This is a genomic window from Streptomyces sp. NPDC059743, from assembly GCF_042732975.1.
GTDB lineage: Bacteria > Actinomycetota > Actinomycetes > Streptomycetales > Streptomycetaceae > Streptomyces.
Window position 1 is genome coordinate 22,874 of the sequence record NZ_JBHWGS010000027.1, and the last position, 20,381, is coordinate 43,254.

The 20,381-nt window shown below is 66.7% G+C and carries 17 protein-coding genes and 5 tRNA genes; 6 read left to right on the top strand and 16 right to left on the bottom strand.

The features are described 5' to 3' along the window. The first annotated feature begins 143 nt into the window (after window positions 1-143). The 3 genes from ACFV6H_RS35220 to ACFV6H_RS35230 all read left to right on the top strand — a co-directional run bounded on the left by ACFV6H_RS35220 (window position 144) and on the right by ACFV6H_RS35230 (window position 4,380). Complete coding sequence (locus ACFV6H_RS35220) at window positions 144-587, top strand: MarR family winged helix-turn-helix transcriptional regulator (RefSeq protein WP_385550632.1); 444 nt, start codon at window positions 144-146, stop codon at window positions 585-587. Window positions 588-757: 170 nt separating this feature from the next. Continuing rightward, window positions 758-2,602 (top strand): ABC transporter transmembrane domain-containing protein, encoded by a 1,845-nt coding sequence (locus ACFV6H_RS35225; protein WP_385550634.1) that lies wholly within the window; start codon window positions 758-760, stop codon window positions 2,600-2,602. Continuing rightward, the gene (locus ACFV6H_RS35230; RefSeq protein ID WP_385550636.1) at window positions 2,599-4,380 is read left to right on the top strand and encodes an ABC transporter ATP-binding protein; all 1,782 of its coding nucleotides are present in this window, start codon (window positions 2,599-2,601) and stop codon (window positions 4,378-4,380) included. Before ACFV6H_RS35225 ends, ACFV6H_RS35230 begins: the two co-directional genes overlap by 4 nt. A 100-nt stretch (window positions 4,381-4,480) precedes the next feature. Here the strand turns inward: ACFV6H_RS35230 and ACFV6H_RS35235 are convergent, their stop codons facing one another. Continuing rightward, window positions 4,481-5,272 (bottom strand): metal-dependent hydrolase, encoded by a 792-nt coding sequence (locus ACFV6H_RS35235; protein ID WP_384782760.1) that lies wholly within the window; start codon window positions 5,270-5,272, stop codon window positions 4,481-4,483. A gap of 75 nt (window positions 5,273-5,347) precedes the next feature. Here ACFV6H_RS35235 and ACFV6H_RS35240 point away from each other — a divergent pair, with 75 nt between their 5' ends. Together ACFV6H_RS35240 and ACFV6H_RS35245 are read left to right on the top strand one after the other, a co-directional pair. Beyond that, window positions 5,348-7,921, top strand: coding sequence for a DEAD/DEAH box helicase (locus tag ACFV6H_RS35240; protein WP_385550638.1), 2,574 nt, complete (start codon window positions 5,348-5,350; stop codon window positions 7,919-7,921). Between the two features lie 63 nt (window positions 7,922-7,984). Next, on the top strand, window positions 7,985-8,770 hold the full coding sequence (locus ACFV6H_RS35245; protein ID WP_385550640.1) for an acyl-CoA thioesterase: 786 nt from the start codon (window positions 7,985-7,987) through the stop codon (window positions 8,768-8,770). 138 nt (window positions 8,771-8,908) lie between these two features. Here ACFV6H_RS35245 and ACFV6H_RS35250 read toward each other — a convergent pair whose 3' ends face one another. The 9 genes from ACFV6H_RS35250 to ACFV6H_RS35290 all read right to left on the bottom strand — a co-directional run bounded on the left by ACFV6H_RS35250 (window position 8,909) and on the right by ACFV6H_RS35290 (window position 17,103). Next, window positions 8,909-9,181 (bottom strand): hypothetical protein, encoded by a 273-nt coding sequence (locus tag ACFV6H_RS35250; protein WP_385550642.1) that lies wholly within the window; start codon window positions 9,179-9,181, stop codon window positions 8,909-8,911. Then, entirely contained in the window at window positions 9,178-9,402 is a 225-nt protein-coding gene (locus ACFV6H_RS35255) for a hypothetical protein (protein WP_385550644.1), read from the bottom strand. Before ACFV6H_RS35255 ends, ACFV6H_RS35250 begins: the two co-directional genes overlap by 4 nt. Window positions 9,403-9,481: 79 nt before the next feature. Beyond that, window positions 9,482-10,345, bottom strand: coding sequence for a helix-turn-helix domain-containing protein (locus tag ACFV6H_RS35260; RefSeq protein ID WP_385550650.1), 864 nt, complete (start codon window positions 10,343-10,345; stop codon window positions 9,482-9,484). 13 nt (window positions 10,346-10,358) lie between these two features. Beyond that, complete coding sequence (locus ACFV6H_RS35265; protein ID WP_385550652.1) at window positions 10,359-10,883, bottom strand: DUF6879 family protein; 525 nt, start codon at window positions 10,881-10,883, stop codon at window positions 10,359-10,361. Then, on the bottom strand, window positions 10,855-11,151 hold the full coding sequence (locus ACFV6H_RS35270) for a hypothetical protein (RefSeq protein WP_385550654.1): 297 nt from the start codon (window positions 11,149-11,151) through the stop codon (window positions 10,855-10,857). Before ACFV6H_RS35270 ends, ACFV6H_RS35265 begins: the two co-directional genes overlap by 29 nt. 239 nt (window positions 11,152-11,390) lie before the next feature. Continuing rightward, complete coding sequence (locus ACFV6H_RS35275; RefSeq protein WP_385550656.1) at window positions 11,391-15,551, bottom strand: peptidoglycan DD-metalloendopeptidase family protein; 4,161 nt, start codon at window positions 15,549-15,551, stop codon at window positions 11,391-11,393. 58 nt (window positions 15,552-15,609) lie between these two features. Continuing rightward, a complete protein-coding gene (locus ACFV6H_RS35280; RefSeq protein WP_385550658.1) occupies window positions 15,610-15,879 on the bottom strand; it encodes a hypothetical protein in 270 nt (89 codons plus the stop codon). 110 nt (window positions 15,880-15,989) lie between these two features. Beyond that, window positions 15,990-16,589 carry a DNA primase gene (locus ACFV6H_RS35285; protein WP_385550660.1) on the bottom strand — a complete coding sequence of 200 codons (600 nt, stop codon included), beginning with the start codon at window positions 16,587-16,589 and terminating at the stop codon, window positions 15,990-15,992. Window positions 16,590-16,845: 256 nt separating this feature from the next. Next, entirely contained in the window at window positions 16,846-17,103 is a 258-nt protein-coding gene (locus ACFV6H_RS35290) for a hypothetical protein (protein WP_385550662.1), read from the bottom strand. A 679-nt stretch (window positions 17,104-17,782) separates the two neighbouring features. Between ACFV6H_RS35290 and ACFV6H_RS35295 the strand changes: the two genes are divergently transcribed. Beyond that, window positions 17,783-18,130, top strand: a complete 348-nt coding sequence (locus ACFV6H_RS35295) for a DUF4352 domain-containing protein (protein ID WP_385550664.1) — start codon at window positions 17,783-17,785, stop codon at window positions 18,128-18,130. A gap of 190 nt (window positions 18,131-18,320) precedes the next feature. On the opposite strand, the gene ACFV6H_RS35300 is transcribed toward ACFV6H_RS35295, so the two are convergent. The 6 genes from ACFV6H_RS35300 to ACFV6H_RS35325 form a co-directional block, all read right to left on the bottom strand. After that, window positions 18,321-18,394: transfer RNA gene (locus ACFV6H_RS35300), tRNA-Pro, on the bottom strand. A 166-nt stretch (window positions 18,395-18,560) separates the two neighbouring features. Further along, window positions 18,561-18,646 (bottom strand) — tRNA-Ser (locus tag ACFV6H_RS35305). A gap of 72 nt (window positions 18,647-18,718) precedes the next feature. Next, window positions 18,719-18,786, bottom strand: a tRNA-Cys gene (locus tag ACFV6H_RS35310). Window positions 18,787-18,910: 124 nt separating this feature from the next. Next, window positions 18,911-18,983, bottom strand: a tRNA-Leu gene (locus tag ACFV6H_RS35315). Between the two features lie 86 nt (window positions 18,984-19,069). Beyond that, window positions 19,070-19,144 (bottom strand) — tRNA-Leu (locus ACFV6H_RS35320). A gap of 182 nt (window positions 19,145-19,326) precedes the next feature. Next, window positions 19,327-19,914 carry an endonuclease VII domain-containing protein gene (locus ACFV6H_RS35325; protein ID WP_385550666.1) on the bottom strand — a complete coding sequence of 196 codons (588 nt, stop codon included), beginning with the start codon at window positions 19,912-19,914 and terminating at the stop codon, window positions 19,327-19,329. Window positions 19,915-20,381 lie beyond the last annotated feature (467 nt).

The window sequence follows — 20,381 nt, forward strand, 5'->3', positions numbered from 1 at the left end:
GGGCTTCCGTGGAAGCGCGGTACGGATACGTTTTTGAGCTCGGCTTCAGACTCAAGCTCGGCCTCGGACTCCGAGCTCGGCTTCAGAGCTTAGCTCACTGTTACCTATGTACACAATGAACGAGGTCCTGATATTGTTCCCGTATGAGCACCCCTGACGCCGACGGCATGCTGGCCGAGCAGTTGCTGCGGCTGACCCGCCGGCTCCAGCGCGTCCAGAAGCGGCAGATGGAGCCGATCGGCATCACTCCCGCGCAGGCGCGGCTGCTGCGTACGGTCGCGTATTACGAGCAGCCGCCGCGGATGGCCGATCTGGCCGAGCGTCTCGAAGTGGTGCCCCGGGCCGTGACCAGCCTGGTCGACGGCCTTGAGGCGAGCGGCTGGGTCCGACGCGCGCCCGATCCGACCAACCGCAGGGTGGTCCGTATCGAGCTGACCGACAGCGGCCGGGCCACGCTGAGGTCGCTGCGCGTGGCGCGGCGGGCCGCGGCGGAGGACATCCTCGCGCCTCTCACCGCCGACCAGCGCGAGGTGCTCGGCGGACTGCTGTCGACGCTGGTCGACGGAGGCCGTCACCACCGCTGCTGAGCCACACCCGTCCGCCGTCACGGCATCCCTCCGGGTTATCTCCGGAATGTCCCCCCGGCATGGCTCCAACTGGCTCGATCTGGCGCTCCACGCGGAAAACCCGTTGCCCTCGGCCCTTCACCAAGGCGAACCTTGCACGGTTTGGGCCACTCCACGAGTCATGGGGCATCATGCAGATTCGCGACCTTCCCTATCCCGATCCCGGGATCCCCGACGCTCGGTCAGGCCCTCGGTTCCTGCTGTGGCTCGGACGCAAACAGCTCGGCGGCCAGCTCAAGGCCCTCGCCTGGGGACTGGTGCACTTCACCGGTATCGGCGGCCTCTCGGTGGGCGCCGGGCTCGCCGTCCAGGCAGTCGTCGACCGCTCCGGCGGCCGGCTCGCGCTCGCCGGTGGCCTCATCGCGCTGTTCGGCGCCGCCATCGCCATCGGCGACACCATGCTGCACCGCTCCGCCGTCACCAACTGGATCACCGCCGCCGCGCGTCTCCAGCAGCTGCTGGCCCGCAAGACCGCGGAGCTGGGCTCCGCGCTGACCCGTCGGGTGGCCGCGGGCGAGGTCGTCGCCGTCTCCACCGGCGATGTGGAGAAGATCGGCTGGTTCGTGGAGGCGCTCTCGCGCTTCTTCGCCGCCGCCATCGCGATCGTGATGATCTGTCTCGGCCTGGTGCTGTATCTGCCGGAGCTGGGCACGCTGGTCGCCGTCGGCGTGCCGGTGCTCGCCCTTGCCGTACTGCCGCTGCTCCCCCGCGCCACCCAGCGCGCCGACATCCAGCGCGAGAAGGCCGGAAAGGCCACCGAACTGGCCTCGGACACCGTCGCCGGGCTGCGCGTACTGCGCGGCATCGGCGGTGAGGAGCTGTTCCTCGGCCGCTACCGCGCCGCGTCCCAGGAGGTGCGCAAGGCCGCCGTCCGCAGCGCCCGTATGTGGTCGCTGATCTCGGCGATCCAGGTGCTGCTGCCGGGCGTCATGCTGATGTCCGTCATCTGGTACGGAGCCCGGCTCGCGCTGGACGGACGGATCGAGGTGGGCGGTCTGGTGACCGTCTACAGCGCGGTGACCCTGCTGCTCTTCCCACTGCGGCACTTCGAGGAGATCGCCATGGCGTACTCCTTCTCCCGGCCCTCCGCGAAGCGCGCGGCGCGCGTGCTCTCGCTGGAGCGGACGACGTACGAGGACGAGCGCGGCGGTCTCGACGACGCCAGGCCGACCGGCGATCTGTACGACCCGGCCACCGGGCTGCTCGCGCCGGCCGGACTGCTGACCGTCGTGGTCTGCGGCGATCCGGACGCGGCCGGACGGCTCGCCGAGCGGCTCGGCGGCCATGCGGCCGAGGAGGAGAAGAGCCCTTCCGTGCTGCTCGGCGGAGTGGCGCTGGACGATCTCCCGCTGGACGCGGCGCGCGCGAGCGTGCTCGTCCAGGACAAGGATCCGGTGCTGCTGTCCGGCACGCTCACGGAGCTGCTGGACATCCCGGCCTCCGGCGCGGTCGATCCGGAGAAGGCGCTCACCGCCGCCCAGTGCGCGGATGTGCTCGACGCGCTCGCGCAGGCGTCGGTGGACGGCAGCGGTGACCCGATGCGGTCCAGGATCACCGAGCGCGGCCGTTCGCTCTCCGGCGGCCAGCGCCAGCGGCTGGCACTGGCCCGTTCGCTGGTGACCGATCCGGAGGTGCTGGTGCTCGACGAGCCGACGTCCGCCGTGGACTCGCACACGGAGGCCCGGATCGCCCAGGGCGTCAAGGAGCTGCGGGCCGGCCGTACGACCGTGGTGTTCGCCTCCTCGCCGCTGCTGCTGGACCACGCGGACCGTGTGGTCTTCATCCCCGAGGGCGAGGTCGCGGCGGTGGGCGTCCACCGCGAGCTGGTACGGAGCGACGCCGCTTACCGGGCGGTCGTCACCCGCGAGACCGAACACGAACAAGAACACACCGCGCGGGAACAGCACGCGGAGCGGGACCACATCATGGAGCCGGCATCACTGCGGGCCCGGGAAGAGATCGAGGAATCAGCATGATCGGCGTGGCGCCACCGGCGTACGACCCGGCGGCCCCGGAGTCGGCGACGACCCTGCCGGTCGGGACTCCGGCGACCGTACGGTCCTATGTGAGCGAGCTGCTGAGCCGGCACCGCAAGGCGTTCATCCTGCTGGTCGCCGTCAACGCCGTATCGGTGATCGCCTCGATGGTCGGCCCTTATCTGCTGGGCGGCATCGTCGAGGAGCTGGCCGACGGAGCGCGTGAACTGCATCTGGAGCGCACGGTCGCGGTGTTCGCCGTCGCGCTGGTGATCCAGACCGTGTTCACCCGGCTGGTACGGCTGCGCAGCGCGATGCTCGGCGAGGAGATGCTCGCGGATCTGCGCGAGGACTTTCTCGTCAGGGCCGTCGGGCTGCCGCCCGGCGTGCTGGAGCGCGCGGGCACCGGCGATCTGCTCTCCCGTATCACCACCGACATCGACCGGCTGGCGAACGCCATGCGCGAGGCCGTGCCGCAGCTCGCGATCGGTGTGGTGTGGGCCGGGCTGCTGATCGGCGCGCTGGCCGTCACCGCGCCGCCGCTGGCGCTCGCGGTGCTGGTGGCGCTGCCGCTGCTGGTGGCCGGCTGCCGCTGGTACTTCCGGCGGGCGCCCTCGGCGTACCGCTCGGAGGCCGCCGGATACGCGGCCGTCGCGGCCATGCTCGCCGAGACCGTCGACGCCGGCCGGACGGTGGAGGCGCACCGCCTCGGCAAGCGCCGGGTGGCGCTGTCGGAGCAGCGGATCGAGGAATGGACGGCCTGGGAGCGGTACACGCTGTGGCTGCGGTCGGTGCTCTTCCCGGTCATCAATCTCACCCATACGACGATCTTCCTGGCCGTGCTGGTGATGGGCGGCGCCTTCGTCCTCCAGGGCTGGATCTCGGTCGGGCAGCTCACGACGGGCGCGCTCTTCGCCCAGATGCTGGTGGATCCGGTGGGTCTGATCCTGCGCTGGTACGACGAGCTCCAGGTCGCCCAGGTGTCCATCGCCCGGCTCGTCGGAGTACGGGAGATCGAGCCGGACGCGGGCGACGCGTCGGTCGTGCCGGACGGCCGGGACGTCAGCGCCGACGAGGTCCACTTCGGCTACCGCGAGGGCGTCGACGTACTGCACCGGGTGACGCTGGACGTCAGTCCCGGCACCAGGCTCGCCCTGGTCGGCCCTTCGGGAGCCGGGAAGTCGACACTGGGCCGGCTGCTCGCGGGCATCTACGGGCCGCGGCGAGGGCACATCACGCTCGGCGGAGCAGAGCTGTCCCGGATGCCGGCCGAGCGGGTACGGGAGCAGGTCGCCCTGGTCAACCAGGAGCACCATGTGTTCGTCGGCTCGCTGCGCGACAATCTACTGCTGGCTCGTACGGGCGCGGCGGACGCCGAGCTGTGGGCGGCCCTCGGAGCAGTCGACGCGGACGGCTGGGCGCGGGCGCTGGACGACGGTCTGGACACCGCGGTCGGCTCCGGCGGTACGGCCCTGACGCCGGCGCAGGCCCAGCAGATCGCGCTGGCCAGACTGGTGCTCGCGGATCCGCACACGCTGGTGCTCGACGAGGCGACATCGCTGCTGGACCCGAGGGCGGCCCGGCATCTGGAGCGCTCACTGGCCAAGGTCCTGGACGGCCGTACGGTCGTGGCGATCGCCCACCGGCTGCACACCGCGCATGACGCGGATGTGATCGCGGTGGTCGAGGAGGGCCGGATCAGCGAACTGGGCAGCCATGACGACCTGGTGGCGGCGAACGGCGCGTACGCGGCGCTGTGGCGCTCCTGGCACGGCTGACCGCGCAGTACACGGCTGACCGCAGTACACGGCTGACGCAACAGAAAGACAGAAAGAGGGCCGGGGCGTTCGGACGCCCCGGCCCTCCCCGTACCACCGCCTATATGAAGCCCAGTGCCGCCGCTCCGCCCACTCCGCCCAGCACCATGAACGCCGGCATCAGCACCTTCAGCTCCACCCAGCTCCCGGCGCGGAACCGCATTCCCTTCGGCGGGCCTATCGGGTACCAGCGCTTACGGCCCAGCGGTATGGGCCACAGGATCGGGCAGCCCGACACCGTCAGCGCGTCCCCGATGTCGTGCACCAGCGCGCCCAGCACGATCGGCAGGCCCAGCCAGAGGTATTCCTGTCCCGGTGCGGTGAACAGCCAGTCGGCGCCGTTGCCCGGCTTGTCCAGGACATCCGCCAGGATCCAGGCGCTGGTGGCGCCGAGCAGCCAGACGAGCACATCGCTGGAGACCCGTGCGGCCCGCCACAGCAGGCCCTCTACGGCGAGCACGAGATGCACGAACAGGATCGCGAGCACCGCCCAGCGGCCACCCGCGTAGGCCACCGCCGACGCGCCGGCCCCGATCAGCACCGCCCAGAGCCAGGTGTGCGTCAGTGTGCGATGGCCACCGGTCCTGCGCGAATCACCGGGCTTCCTCGTGGCCTTGTAGACGGCGTACGAGAGCTTGTCCACGATCTCGCAGAGCGTCCGTGACACCGGGCCGAACGCCCGGGAGATCGTCGCCGCCTTGTGGTCCAGATCCGGAGCGAGCGCGGCACCCGCGCAGATCAGCGCGCCGACCGCGAGGACCGGCCAGGGCATACCGTGGCCCGCGGCAGCCGCAGCCGCGCCCACCCCCAGCCAGGCCGCCGCTCCCGACAGAGAGTGTGCCGGTCCCATCATGCTCGTACCCGCCCCAGTGCAGTTGTGGTGAAGCCCCGTGTGCCGGGCCCCAGTTGACAGGCCAGAGTACCGTCCGTGATCTTCGCTTCCCCGGCCGGTTCCCGTATCCGGCGGGAAGACAGGCAAGATGGGTGCGTGACCCTTATCGATCAGCTCCCGCCTGACGCCGACCCCGATGCCCTCTTCGAGGCTTTCTCCTCCTGGGCCGAAGGCCAGGGCATCACGCTCTATCCGGCTCAGGAGGAGGCGCTGATCGAGGTGGTCTCCGGTGCGAACGTCATCCTGTCCACGCCCACCGGCTCCGGAAAGAGCCTGGTCGCGGCGGGTGCGCACTTCACGGCGCTGGCCCAGGACAAGGTCACCTTCTACACCGCGCCGATCAAGGCGCTGGTCTCCGAGAAGTTCTTCGACCTGTGCAAACTCTTCGGCACGGAGAACGTCGGCATGCTGACCGGCGACGCCTCCGTCAACGCCGACGCGCCGGTGATCTGCTGTACCGCCGAGGTGCTGGCCTCGATCGCGCTGCGCGACGGCAAGTACGCGGACATCGGCCAGGTCGTGATGGACGAGTTCCATTTCTACGCCGAGCCGGACCGCGGCTGGGCCTGGCAGATCCCCATCCTGGAGCTGCCGCAGGCCCAGTTCATCCTGATGTCGGCGACTCTCGGTGATGTCTCACGCTTCGAGGAGGATCTGACCCGCCGCACGGGCCGGCCCACCTCCGTCGTACGGTCCGCGACCCGCCCGGTCCCGCTGTCGTACGAGTACCGGCTCACACCGATCACCGAGACGCTGACCGAGCTGCTGGAGACCAAACAGGCGCCGGTCTATATCGTGCACTTCACGCAGGCCGCCGCCGTCGAGCGGGCGCAGTCGCTGATGAGCATCAATATGTGCACGCGCGAGGAGAAGGACAGGATCGCCGATCTGATCGGCAGCTTCCGCTTCACCACCAAGTTCGGCCGCAATCTCTCCCGCTATGTGCGCCATGGCATCGGTGTGCACCACGCGGGCATGCTGCCCAAGTACCGACGGCTGGTGGAGAAGCTCGCGCAGGCCGGTCTGCTGAAGGTCATCTGCGGTACGGACACGCTCGGTGTCGGCGTCAACGTCCCGATCCGTACGGTGCTGTTCACCGCGCTCACCAAGTACGACGGCAGCCGTGTCCGTACGCTGCGCGCCCGGGAGTTCCATCAGATCGCGGGCCGCGCGGGCCGCGCCGGATTCGATACGGCCGGCCTGGTCGTGGCCCAGGCGCCGGAGCATGTCGTGGAGAACGAGAAGGCGCTCGCCAAGGCGGGCGACGATCCGAAGAAGCGCCGCAAGGTGGTGCGCAAGAAGGCTCCCGAGGGCTTTGTCGCCTGGTCGGAGACCACGTTCGAGAAGCTCATCGGCTCCGATCCCGAGCCGCTGACCTCGCGCTTCCGCGTCACGCACACCATGCTGCTGTCGGTGATCGCACGGCCGGGCAATGCCTTCGAGGCGATGCGTCGGCTGCTGGAGGACAACCACGAGCCGCGCAGACAGCAGCTCCGGCACATCCGGCGGGCCATTGCCATCTACCGTTCGCTGCTGGACGGCGGAGTCGTGGAGCGCCTGGCGACTCCGGACGCGGAGGGCCGTATCGTCCGGCTCACCGTCGATCTCCAGCAGGACTTCGCGCTCAACCAGCCGCTGTCGACCTTCGCACTGGCCTCGTTCGAGCTGCTGGACCCCGAATCGCCCTCGTACGCGCTGGACATGGTGTCGGTCGTCGAGTCCACGCTGGACGATCCGCGGCAGATCCTCGCGGCCCAGCAGAACAAGGCCCGCGGCGAGGCGGTGGCCGCGATGAAGGCGGACGGTGTCGAGTACGAGGAGCGGATGGAGCGGCTCCAGGACGTCTCGTACCCCAAGCCGCTCGAAGAGCTGCTCGTCCACGCGTACAACACCTACCGCAAGAGCCATCCTTGGGTGGGCGACCATCCCGTCTCGCCCAAGTCGGTGATCCGGGACATGTACGAACGGGCGCTATCCTTCACCGAGTTCACCTCGTTCTACGAGCTGGCCAGGACCGAGGGCATTGTGCTGCGCTATCTGGCGGGCGCGTACAAGGCGCTGGAACACACCATTCCGGACGATCTGAAGTCGGAGGATCTGGAGGATCTCACCGCGTGGCTCGGTGAGATGGTGCGCCAGGTCGACTCCAGTCTGCTCGACGAGTGGGAGCAGCTCGCCAATCCGGAGATCGAGACGGCCGAGCAGGCGCAGGAGAAGGCCGATCAGGTCAGACCGGTCACGGCCAACGCCCGCGCCTTCCGGGTCCTCGTACGCAACGCGATGTTCCGCCGTGTCGAGCTGGCCGCTCTGGACAGGATCGGCGAACTGGGCGAGCTGGACGGCGGGTCGGGATGGGACGCGGACGCCTGGGGCGAGGCGATGGACGCGTACTGGGACGAGTACGAGGATCTGGGCACCGGGCCCGATGCCCGCGGGCCCAAGCTGCTCGCCATCGAGGAGGATCCGGCGCACGGTCTGTGGCGCGTCCGCCAGACCTTCGCCGATCCCAACGGCGACCATGACTGGGGCATCAGCGCGGAGGTCGATCTGGCGGCCTCCGACGAGGAGGGCCTGGCCGTGGTGCGTGTCACGTCCGTGGGACAGCTCTGAACCGGGCCGAGCACCGAGAATGGGCGTGAGAACGGTCATGCGAGAACGGGAGTACAGCGCACCATGACGAATCCCGCCGAGCGGCTGGTCGATCTGCTCGATCTGGAGCGGATCGAGGTCGACATCTTCCGCGGGCGCAGCCCGGAGGAGTCCCTGCAACGGGTCTTCGGCGGCCAGGTGGCGGGTCAGGCCCTGGTGGCGGCGGGCCGTACCACCGACGGCGACCGGCCGGTCCACTCGCTGCACGCGTACTTCCTGCGGCCGGGCCGCCCGGGTGTGCCGATCGTCTATCAGGTCGAACGGACAAGGGACGGACGGTCGTTCACCACGCGCCGGGTCACCGCCGTCCAGCAGGGCCGGACGATCTTCCATCTGACGGCCTCCTTCCACCGCCCGGAGGAGGCCGGCTTCGAGCATCAGCTCCCGCCGAGGCTGGAGTTCCCCGATCCAGAGACGCTGCCGACGGTCAGCGAGGAGGTACGGGCGCATCTGGGCCGGCTGCCGCAGCCGCTGGAGCGGATGGCCCGGCGCCAGCCCTTCGACATCAGATATGTGGAGCGGCTGCGCTGGACCCAGGAGGAGATCAAGGAGGCGGATCCGCGCAGCGCGGTGTGGATGCGCGCGGTGGGACCGCTGGGCGACGATCCGCTGGTCCACACCTGCGCGTTGACGTATGCGAGCGACATGACGCTGCTGGACGCGGTGCGGATCCCGATCGAGCCGCTCTGGGGGCCGCGCGGCTTCGACATGGCGTCGCTGGACCACGCGATGGAGCAGCTTTCACACTCAGCATCTCACAGAAAAAGCCCCGGCCACCTCCGCTGGGGGCAGAAGCAACCGGGGCCGTAGACGGAGGGAGCGAAGGTATGCCGACCTCGTGCCCCCTCCGTCCCCTTCCCGCGCGCCGTTCGTGACGTCTTGCGCGCGGGGGCTCAGTGCTCCGTCCACGTGCATAGGGACGGGGACGTGGACGGAGCTGTCATGGGGTCATCCGTTCTCGGCCGGCGGATCCGCGACGTCACCATCCGCCGGGAAGACGCGCCAGACGCTGTGCTGGGAAGCTGCGTAGGTCCGGTGCGACGGGTTCTGCCCTGTGTGCGTCAGCGTCCAGATCTCCGGGCCGACGCGGGAGCCCGTGGCGACGTCAGCCGTCTCACCGCACGTCAGGCATTCGACGTCGTAGACGATCTGGTCCTCGCTGCCACGCTCAGGGTCAGGCCGTACGGTCCAGTTGACGGACCGGATGATGGCACGCGTCATCGCTGGACCTTGCTGTGCGGATGACGCTTGATCTCCACGGCCAGGTCGATGGCGTGCGACGGGTCGTACGCGGGGCTTCCTTGCTCCGTTGCCTGACGCCACTGACTCACCAGCGCCGCGCAGACGTCACACCCGGGCTGAGGCTTGGGCGGCTTGGTAACGGCGGGCTCCAGAAGGTGCACTGAGGCCGGCTGCTGCGTGGGTCTGCGCGTCCATTCCATCCTGGCTCCTCCGCCGCAGGGTCTGTGAGTAGACCGTAGGCGCGCAGGGGGACGAGATTCCACGAACTTCTACGAAGTTCTATGCGGGTTCCCCGAGCGATTCAATCGCCGCTGAGATGAGGCTTCGGGCCCTGGCTCCGAAGACAGCCAGTGCCGTCATCTCCTCAAAGGCGCGGGCATACATCGCGATCTCGCTAGGAGCTGTCACGGTGACTGCGGCTGTGAGCAACTCGATAGACGCCCTGCCCTCGTCGAACATCGTGAACGTCTCCAGCGTCCACATACCGCGCTTCCGCCCCGACGGGATGACGCCCATGGACACGGTTGGCAATGCCATGACGGAGAGCAGATAGCCCAGTTGACCCGCCATGACGGCAGGGTCCCCGACCACGTGCCGGAGGACAGACTCCTCCACGAGGAACACGAACCGATGTCTCCCGTCACGAATGATGCGCGACCGGTCGACACGGGCGGCTGCGGCCTCGTCGACGTCCTCCGGGGTCCCGTGTACGCGCGCGATGTTCCCCAGCAGCGCGGCGGCATACTCGTAGGTCTGGACGAAGCCAGGGACGACAGTAGAGCTGTAGACACGAAACGTCCGTGTCTGCTCGTACAACGGGATCCGGGACTCTTGGAGATGCCGGAGGCCGGTCCGTTGCACGCGACGCCACTCCATGTACATGGAGTCCGCGGAGCGGTTAGCGGCGAGAAGATCCGGGATTTTGTCCTCAGCCCCGCACGCCGTGCACCACACCCGGATGTCGTCATCGGACGGCGGTGTCGTAGCGCTCTGAAGGCGGGACACCTTAGAGGGCTGCCACCCGGCACGCTCTGCGACCTCCCTACCCGTCAGGCCAGCGTCACGTCGGATATCGCGAAGCTGCTCCGCTATTGAGCGGCGCGCCTCGTCCAGCGCAGCAGACGGGTAGGGAGGCTGTTGCATCGGTGTACGGCGCTCAGATCCTGAAGTCGTCGTGGGGAACAGCGCGGGACCATACCGCTTCGAACGCCTCAGCATGACGCTTGACGACGTCGGGAGAGTCCTCCATGACGTCCTGGACAAACCGGCCGCCACCTGCGAACAGACTGAAGCGAATCAACCGGTCGTCGAAGATCCACAGATCATTGCCCGGGAGTAGAAGATCTGACGCCAAGCTGCGTGGCAACCACCTGACGTCCTCGCCGGCTGCCAGGTTCTGAGGTGTACACGCGTACTCGTACCGGATGTACTCACTGACCGGCTCCGACACTACGCGGGCGCGACGCATGACCACTCCGCGACCTACGGCATCGGATACAACGTCATGGAAGCTGTTCCACCACGAGGATCGGTCCGCAATGTCGTAGTGGCGCCCCGCACGCCAGGCGGCGAAGTCGTCGTCTTCCTCGGTGACGCCGTAGACGTCCCGCGTTTCCAGGTGGACGGCGGACGACCGGCACCCCGCCACCAGCTCAGCGAACGGCGGCACCGTCTGCGACATCGAGCGCCTCCCTGATCTGCTGTGCCATGCGGACAGGCAGCCGGACGACTGCCTCTGTGTCGGGGATGGGCCCCGTTACGAGACATTGGGCGTGAAGAGCCTCGTCCGCCTTCCATCCCTGGAACACGAACTCCTGCTTCTCGTCGTCGAGCCACACCGTAGGGCAGTGGTCGCCGTTCGTCTCGGGATCCTTCCCGAATGAGCGTAGAGCCATCATGTCCTCCATCGTCACGTGGATTGCGCAATGTTCTACGACGATCACGCTCACGGGTGCCGACGTCAAGGGCGCCTAGCCATCACATCGGAAACCCCAATGCCTTCATCCTCCGCCTCCACTGACGACCGTGGTCCGGGGTGCAGTACAGCCTCACCCGCCCCGCTCCCGAGGTCTGGCGCACCTCTACGGTGCAGTGCGGGCAGACAACGGGCTGTGCCTTGCTCATGGTGGATCCTCTCGGAAGTAGAAGGGGCCGCTCCCCGTCGTGGAGAGCGGCCCGTGTGCGTACGTCAGAGACTGCGTCCGACGTTGAGTGAGCGTGCCATTTCCGCGTCGTGCACTTCGATGCGCTTGTCCACGTGCCCTGTCAGTTCGCGGCCGTCCAACGTCGTGCTGACTTCGACGTTCACGATCGTGTCTCCGCGGCCCCCACCCGCCCGGATCGCATCCCACTGGGATGTCGTCAGCACAGGCTCGGGACGACCCGTCCCGTTGGCCACCAGGTTCAGGCCCGGCGGGAGGTATCCGCCGTCGTCGTACAGGTACGGCAAAGGGTTCACGGCGACGCCGTTCCGGCGCGCTTCAAGGTGGAGGTGCGGACCGGTGACGTTTCCCGTCGCCCCGACGCGTCCGATCAGCTCCCCGGCGTCAGCGATCTGGCCGGCGCGGGCCGCGATCTGCGACATGTGGGCGTAGAGGGACGAGAGCCCTCCGCCGTGTGCGATCGACACGTGCTTGCCGTAGGGCCCGCCGCTCGTCGCCTGCGTCACCCGTCCGGCCGCTACCGCGTGAATAGCCGTGCCGACGGCCGCGGGGAAATCGAGCCCGGTGTGATAGCCGCTCGACCACATAGAGCCTGCCTTGCCGAATGGCGTACCGAACGGTGCGTTCACGGGACGCAGCCACTTCCCACCCCCTGACGTCGGCCCGTCGTCACCGAAGCCGAGGAAGCGCAGGGCCGCGTCCTTCAGTCCGGACAGGATCTTCGTCGGGATCTTGCCGACCTCCCTCGCCCATGGATTGGTCAGGTACGGGGCCAGTTGCTCCTTTGCGAAGTCGGTTGCCTTACTGAACACCTTCACGGGGTTGAGGAAGTCCGCGGCGCCCGACAGGAAATCACCGACGTCGTTGCCCGCGCTCTTCAGCCAGCCGACGATGCCACCGCTCGCAAACGCGGGAATTCCGTTGGCAACGGCTCGTTGAACGCCCGCAACGCCACCGGAACGTGCGGCAGCATTCCACGAGTTGATCTGCTCTTCGCCGATTACCCGCGTCCACTCAGGACGCATGATCGCTTCCCCGCCACCAACGGCAATTACCTGGTTGTCACGGCCTGGCGTGTAGCCAGGGCGTACACCGTGAACGCCGCCGGTTGCGAACTTCTCCAGGTTGAACGGCTTCAGTTCCTTGGCACCCGTGATTCCCGCGACGGCGTTCCAGAGAGGGACTACCCCCCCGTTGTAGACGACGTCGAGAATGAACCGAACGGGCTCCTTCGCGATGCCCTCTACCTGGTCCCAGCTTCGCTTAATGGCCTTTCGGCCGAATTCGAAGGAGTCGGAAACCAGTTTCATGGCGGTTTTGATGTTGTCGAACGACGGCTTAATGGCCTTCTCGTACAGCCATCCCGCCTTGTCGGCAATCCAGTCGAAGGCGGGAGAGATAGCCTTCTCCCAGAGCCACTTGGCCACGTCGCCCAAGGCCTGAAAAGTCTTCTTCGACTCGCCGAAGGCAGGGCGGATTTTTTCCCACAACCAAGTTGCCTTATCGCCGATCCACCCGAACGCTGGCCCCAGAGCCACGTCCCACAGCCATACGCCGATGGCACCGAGAGCCTTAATGGCCAGGTATGCGGGAAGGAGAAGGAGTGTGATCAGACCCGTGATCAGGAGTTGGGCGGCTTCTCCGATGAACCGGAAAGCGGGTCCTAGCGCGTTCTCCCAGAGCCATACAGCAGCAGTTCCGATAGCCTGGATACCGGTCCAGATCGCCGCAAAAACAGGCTTGAGAACGGAGTTCCACAGCCACAATGCAGCCGCTCCGAGTGCGTCAACGGATGTTTTGAACCAACCGATGTGGTTGTAGGCGGCGATGACTCCCACAACGAGCAGTCCAACGACCAGAACGACGGCACGGATAATCGGAACAAGCCCCGTTGCGCCGAGAGCCACCGCGAATCCACCCGTTACGATCGTTGCGACGATCATCACGGATTCGTACAGGAACATTGCGCCGGCGAACGCTGCCATTCCGATAGTGATTGCCTTCTGGGCGGCGTACAACGCCCACAATGCGACCACCAGTTCTGGCATGTTGACGGCCAGCCACGAGACTGCGTCGAAAAGCGGCGTCACAGTGGCGAGGATTGCCGTCGATAGTGGCGAGATCGCCTGCGTAAACGACAGGAGCGCATCAAACGCGCTGCCAAGGAACTTGCTGACCGTCGGAACAGTCTCCTTGACGTAAGCCAAGAACCGTTCGAACTCCGGTGAGCCCTTAAGCCCCGTCGCCCAGCGTGCGAACCGTGACGTATAGAGACTCGCTCTCCGGGAAATGCCCTCCATGTGCGGGAGAAAGGCGTCAACGACTCCAGCAGCCCCCTTGAAGGTGTTCCCGATGGCCTTGCCGAGCCCGACCACGGCAGGCTCTACGCTTTTGCCCAGATCCTCCCGGAATGAATCCCAGAATGGGGACTTCACCTCTTTCGACGCGGAGTCCATCAGCGTGTCAATGCCACGAGAGGCGGCTTCAACAAGCGGCGTCAAGCCCGGAAGGGAGTTCTTCGCAGCGTCGACGGCCCGCGTGAAGATCGGCAGGGTCTCGGGCTCCAGTTCCTTCGACCACGCCTTGAACGCAACGCTCAGTCCCTTGGGCCCTGCGAAGGACTCGTACAGATCTCGTGCCTCCGGAGACAACTTCGCGAGTGCCTCACGTAGCTCGTCCTCCTTGGTGATGGCCGCAGCCGTCGTCTTCGTCGCGGACAGCCGAGCAGACTCGACACCACGTTGCGCATTGGCGATGGACTCAGCGGCGGACACCTGTGCTTCCGCGGCGCGCTCTTGTGCGTCAGCCACCGACCGAGCACCATCACGCTGAGCCTTGGTCACGCCCGCTTGTGCGTCAGCCAGTACGCGTGTCTGCTCGGCTACGTTGCGGTTAGCCTGACCCACGCGTTCCTGCGCGGCGCGAACAGCATCGGAGCCCTCCACGCCAGCCCTGCGCTGTTGCTCAGCGGACTTCTGGAGATCGGCGTAGGACTCCGCCTGGCGCTTGGCGCCGGCCACGGCCCGGTCGTAGGCCAGTTGCGCGGCCTCCTTGTCAAGGTCCGTCGACGGACCGGACATGACCTTGCGAAGCTCCTCCTCCGCCTCCTTCACGCGGAGAACGGCCTCCCGCTGAGCAAGTGCCCCGTCCTCCAGCTCACCGTTCAGCGCGCGGAGTTGGGAAGCAGCATCGGCACGTGCCCGCGTGAGATCACGCTCAGCGTCACGGGCCGTCCGTTTGGCGTCGGTGAGGGACTGCTCAGCGCGCCGCACAGCCTCCGCAGCAGTCCTGCGCTGCTCCGCGGCCCGTTCGGCGGCGTTGGCCACGGCGCGTTCAGCGGCGGCGATGGACGAAGCTGCGTTCCGGTGGGCGGAGGCCAACGACTGCTGAGCGCTCGCCTGAGACAAGGCCCGCTGCGCTGCCTGGGCGCCCGCGTTCGCGCCCGCCTGCGTCGCGGAGGCCGATTCCTTCTCCGCGGCCGACTTGAGCTGTACAGCCTCTGTGACTCCCTTGATAGCGGGCACAGCGGCCAGACCAAGAGCACCGATACCCGCGACGGCTGCCGAAGCCATAGCCACGACAGATCCGAGACCAGCGGCCAGCGCCGGACCCACGGGAATCGCAGCAACCGCAGCAGCCTGGACACCCAGCGACATAAGGGCTGAGGACGCGCCCGACGTGTCGATGTCCACCTTGACGCGAGGGTCAGAGGCATCGACGGCGGCGATCATCGCTCGGATGTCCGCCAATGCCGCACGTGCCGTCGCTGTGTCGGCCCTGACGTCCACGTTGGGGTGTGACGCCCCAAGACGTTCGAGTTCAATCTCGAACCGCCGGATCTGCGCCTCTGCGGCCACGGCGTCGATGTCCACGCCGATGGTCTTGTTGGCGAGCTGCTCCATCTGCGCGCGGATACGCGCAAGCTGCGCGTCCACTCCTGTGTCGCTCAGCCTCACGTCAAGACGGGGCATGGCGCGGAATGCCGCTGTCAGCGTCGTTCGGATGGATCGCGCGAAAGCCCCGCCGGTGTCGTTTCCTTGGCGTGCGGCAGCTCTCTGCGCTGCTTGCCCACCACGGTTCACTGCATCTGGGATGGTGACAACGAGGTGACGACTGATGGCGTCGCCCATCCGCTCGCCTGCATCCCTGCCAATCCGGTCGGCAATCGGCAGGACAAGCGCGCTCATCCTCCGATGAAAATTCGGGACGATCGGTACTACGTCGACGGCAGCACTGCCAACGACATCAAGGTCGGGCATAGATGCTCACCGCCACGTCCGACGAGTGGTCGCGCAGGTCCAGCAGCCTGGCAAGCGCATCAAGCCGCTCTGCCTGGCGCTCAATGGCTGGCGAATACGGAGCCTGAGCAACGGATACGGCCTCTTCCGTCCACTCCTTGCAGGCGGCTGAGCAGTATGCGAAGAGCGACAGTGCGTCGTCCTCCGTCAGGTGCGGTAGGACGTGAAACGCACACGTCGGACGCAGGCAACGCGCCGGGTCTATCAAGGTTGTCATAGGTGCCTCCGGGCACGCCGGAGAGCCCCGCAGCTCGTCAGCTACGGGGCTCTCGGAAGTCAGTTGGGGAGTTGCCTGGTCCGGCGCGTGGGCCGGACGTCAGACGGCCGTCAGGTCAGTTCACTGACGAGCGCGGACAGGTCTCTCAGTGTCGACGGAGCGCCGTGGAGTCGGTCACCGGTCACGGTCATATACCGCCCGGTCCCATAGACCTCCACGGAGTACCCGTCGCTCCTCCGGATGCGGCGTCCCTGTCGGACGTCCGCGCGACCCCAGATGTGCAGTCCGTCGCCGGACGGGGACACCTCTACGTAGGTGGCGCCCGCGTCGCGGAGAATGGCCGCTGCCCACGGGGCGAGACGCCCGGTGAGCGGGTTCAAGCAGTGATCCAGGTCCAGGCAGACGATGTCGTCCTCGTCGGAGAGGACGAAGCCCAGACCGACGCCGATCGTTGAGGCAGCGGCATCCTTGTACGTGCTCCACGTGCGCTCGTCGGTCGATGATGCGGCCTTGCCGGCCGACGTCAGCGGGACCTTCGTAGCGCTCCGACGGACCCACCTGGCGCGGGTCGTCAGTTCAGTGGGGAGTGCGTTCTTCTTCGCCCGGAACGCCTTCGAACGGCACCGCGTGTCGCAGTACCGGGCGTGCTGACGGGCCATCAGCGGGAGGTCCTCTCCACACTGCTCGCATGTCCGGCTCGTCGTCTTCATGAGGTCCATCCTACCGGCCGCGAACGCTTTCAGTCCACTGACCTGCGATGATTCAATCAGCAGCCGGGCCGGATCGCTGTACGGCCGTCTCCCGGTTCGGGGTCTCCGGCAGTCCAGAACGCCGACGTTCGGGCCTCCAGTGGGCGCCTGTAGACGCCTCGGCCACTTCTCCCAGACCCGTACGCGCCGCGCCTACCAGCACCTCTTCGGTCTCCTGACTGGATGATCTTGGGATCACCCCCCTGGGTGATCATGGTCAGTTGATCTTGGCCGTGAAGCCGGCGCGAGGTTCGCGACGATCACCGTCGGCCAACTCGCCTCTGATTTCCAGCCGACTCGGGACGAGCGTCAGTGTGACCGTAGTCACCGTGTCGCTGCCACGCGTTCCAACCTTCACCTTCGGAACACCACGAACCTTCCCGACATCAGTGCCGTTCACGATCACCCGAGTCGCCATGACACCGTCCTCGCCCGTGTCGTCGGCCTCCTCTAGCACCACATGGGCGCCACTCATGGTCGCTCCTGCGTGCTCTGGAGTAGCTCAGTCATCAATCCTCCACCGCAGGATGAACAGGCTTCGGGCGGTGCACACTCACACGTGTCAGGGCCGCTGCTGTGCCGCCCTCAGAGCTGCTCTTGTGCTGGTGATGCCACGGACACAACAGCCGCAGGTTCGTGGCTGTGTGGTCGTCTCCGGGCACGATGTGGTCCACGTCAGTACCTGGCAGCTCACACCGCCTGCCATCGCTGTAACGGGCTGCACAGACGCCTCCGTCACGTCGGATGATGCGACGTCGGATGCGGGTCCAGTCCTTCGGGAGGCGGGCTCTGCGCGTGCTTCCTTCCCACGCCATTCCGCCACCTCCACTGTGGTCAATGCCGTACGCTGAGTCACTCATGTGGTCAGGGGAGGCCACTAGTTCCCAGGGGGATTCATGCGAGTTGTAGTGCGTCGTGTCGCCGTGTGTGTGGCCGCAGGGGTTGCAGCATCAATGCTGCTCACGGGGTGCTCTTCGTCAGAAGAGACGCCGTCTCCAGCGGCGTCGGAACCCGTCAAGCCGGCAACGGGGGCGAGCACTGAGGCTCCGGAAGAGCCGTCTCCGTCCGCGTCCTCAGGGCCGGCCCTGAAAGTCGGGGAAACAGGCACGTACGACGTCGTAGAGACGAACGAGTACGGCGAGAACCCCACGGTGGTGACCAAGATGCAGGTCACGGTGAAAGACGTGAAGTACGTGGATCCGACCGACATCGGCACGACCAACGAGCCAACGCTCGGCCAGTTCGTCGTCCTGACCCTGACGATCAAAAACGTCGGGTCGAAGCCTGGCGACTTCGCCGGCTACGGGCTGATCACTTGGGAAGACGCCAACACAGCCGCGCAGGACGCGACCACGCTGGAAACCGTCGACGGCCCGGAGCTGGACACCACGTACAAGCCCGGTCAGTCCGTCACGGGCTCTCTGGTGCTGGACGTCGGCGCCAAGGGCGGGACGCTGGACTACCAGGGCGGAACATTCACTGTGGAACTTCCGTCCTCCTGACGTGGCTCAGCCCCGCTCACGGGAACGCGCCTCCGCGGCGGGGCTGAAGTGCTACGCTGATTTCGCGTCATCGGCCCTTCAGGGTTCGCAACGTACGTGCCTTTGCTTGGACTTGCTCTGACTAAGGACGTTTATCAGCCCATTAGGGCTCAAGTGGTCCAGTCGTACTCGGCTGGACCACTTCTGTTTGTCGGAGTAGCAGGATTCGAACCTGCGGCCCTCCGCTCCCAAAGCGGATGCGCTACCAAGCTGCGCCATACTCCGATGACACCACGGCCAGCCGTCGGGATTGCCAGTCCAAAGGGTTGGCGCTCACGGGAAGCACCCGGTTTTGCACTTCGTGGTGTTGTGCGCTGCCGTGGAATCGAACCACGCAAGCCGTTTCCGACGCAGGCTTTACAGGCCCGCTTGCCTCCCAGGGCTCAACGCTTGGCGGAAGGTGAGGGAGTCGAACCCCCAACGGGTTGCCCCGCGACGCTTTTCGAGAGCGCGTGACACGCCAATGTCCGACCTTCCAAGGTCCCACGAATCCCGGAGGAGCGCGGGGAGCAACGCTGTCCGGGTCCCGTCGTCGGACAGCGCAACGTGCCGGTGGGGCGGGATTCGAACCCGCGTCTCCCGATTGCGTCGGGCGCTTTGGGCCACTGAGCTACCCGCACGTTGCTACTTCGGGCGCGCGCTGCGCAGTCACGCACGGGACGCCCCCTGTGAGCCTGCCCGGGATCGAACCGGAGCAGCTACCTGACCCCAACGGTCACAGGCCCTTGTTCACAAAGACAGTCGGCAGCGAAGGAATCGAACCTCCGTCTCCGGACCCTCCGTCCGGTGATCTCACCGCTAGCAGTCAATCCCGCAGGCGAGTGCCATGGTCAACCCTGCGGCGAGATGCGTAGCCGTGCGTCCCCGTCACCGGGTCCGCCATTGATCTAACTGCCGAAGTACCGCACGAGGGATTCGAACCCCCAACCTCCTGATCCTGAATCAGGCGCCTCTACCAAATTGGGCTAGTACGGCTCGTCCGGACCGTGAGGCCCGGGTGTTGGACGTCGCGGGTCAGCCCACGTCCGCTGACGCTGCCCCCGACAGCGTCAGCCCTGCGGTTCTACACACGTCCCCGCAGCGGTAGACATCTCTGGTGTGCCCTACGCGCTCCCGACCGGACTCGAACCGGCGGCCCCTGGACGTCGACGCAAGTTCTAAGCGGCCGTCGCGTACTCAGCCTCTATCTGCGGATCGCCATTCCATGGCTCCGCCTGATGGTCCCGGCGCAGATATTCAATCGCGGCGCTCAGTACGTCGGGGTCGTCCCGAAAGTGCCCCAGCCCCAAGTTGCAGCGGGCGCACAGCAGCCCGCGCACCACCCCTGTGATGTGGCAGTGGTCTATATGCCATCCACGGCCAGACGGCTGCTCAGTTCGGCAAATGTGGCACTGGGCGGTGTCCCGCAGGAGCGCTGACTGTTCAGGGCTAAGTCTGTATAGCTCCCAGTCACGTGTGACGCGGCGGGCTGCCCCTACCGCTTCCGGGTCGCCCTTATCAAACGTCCCGTACGCTCTGATGGGCGCCAGCTCGCGACCTCTGCGCCGTTGCATCGCGTGCGTACGACACAGTCCGTGGCTGTGCAGCTCCCTGCCGCACTCGCCAAATGAGCACTGCGGCGATGCTGCGGACACGAGGTGGACGCAATCTCGGTGCGCCAGCGATCTGGAATCGTCCGACAATATCGCGCAGTCCACAGCGGAGACGATCTCTCCATCACACACCGCGCATACGGTTTCCAGCATGTCAGCCCCTAAGAAACAGCGAGCAGCCCCACGGCTTAGGGTCCGTGGGGCTGCTCTGGACACAGGAGCTACCTGCGTCTGCCTATGAGGTTATGTGCTCATCTCCGCGCCCTAAGACCGTGCGAAGGAAGTCAATCGGACGGCGCGCTACGACCCCGCTCAACCCGGAGGAGAGTACGGGGAGCAGGGGAGCGCGCCGTCCGTCAGTGGGAGGGACGAGGAGCCGCGCCACGCGCCGGCGTCCGTCTATTTCCCTCTACCTTAGTTATGTGGGGCACGTGACGCGGGAGTGATCTTGGTCGGCGCCCTCCTTCGCGGCCCTGTGCACAAACTGGCAAACTAACCCCTATTTTCCTTTCTCTCTAACGCGCGTTAGAAGAAAATGAAAGTAGGGGTTAGTTCGTCAGTTTGGCGCCGATTCGACCCGACCGTAAACCCTGAGTGATGAATCCGAGCAAGTTCCGTCA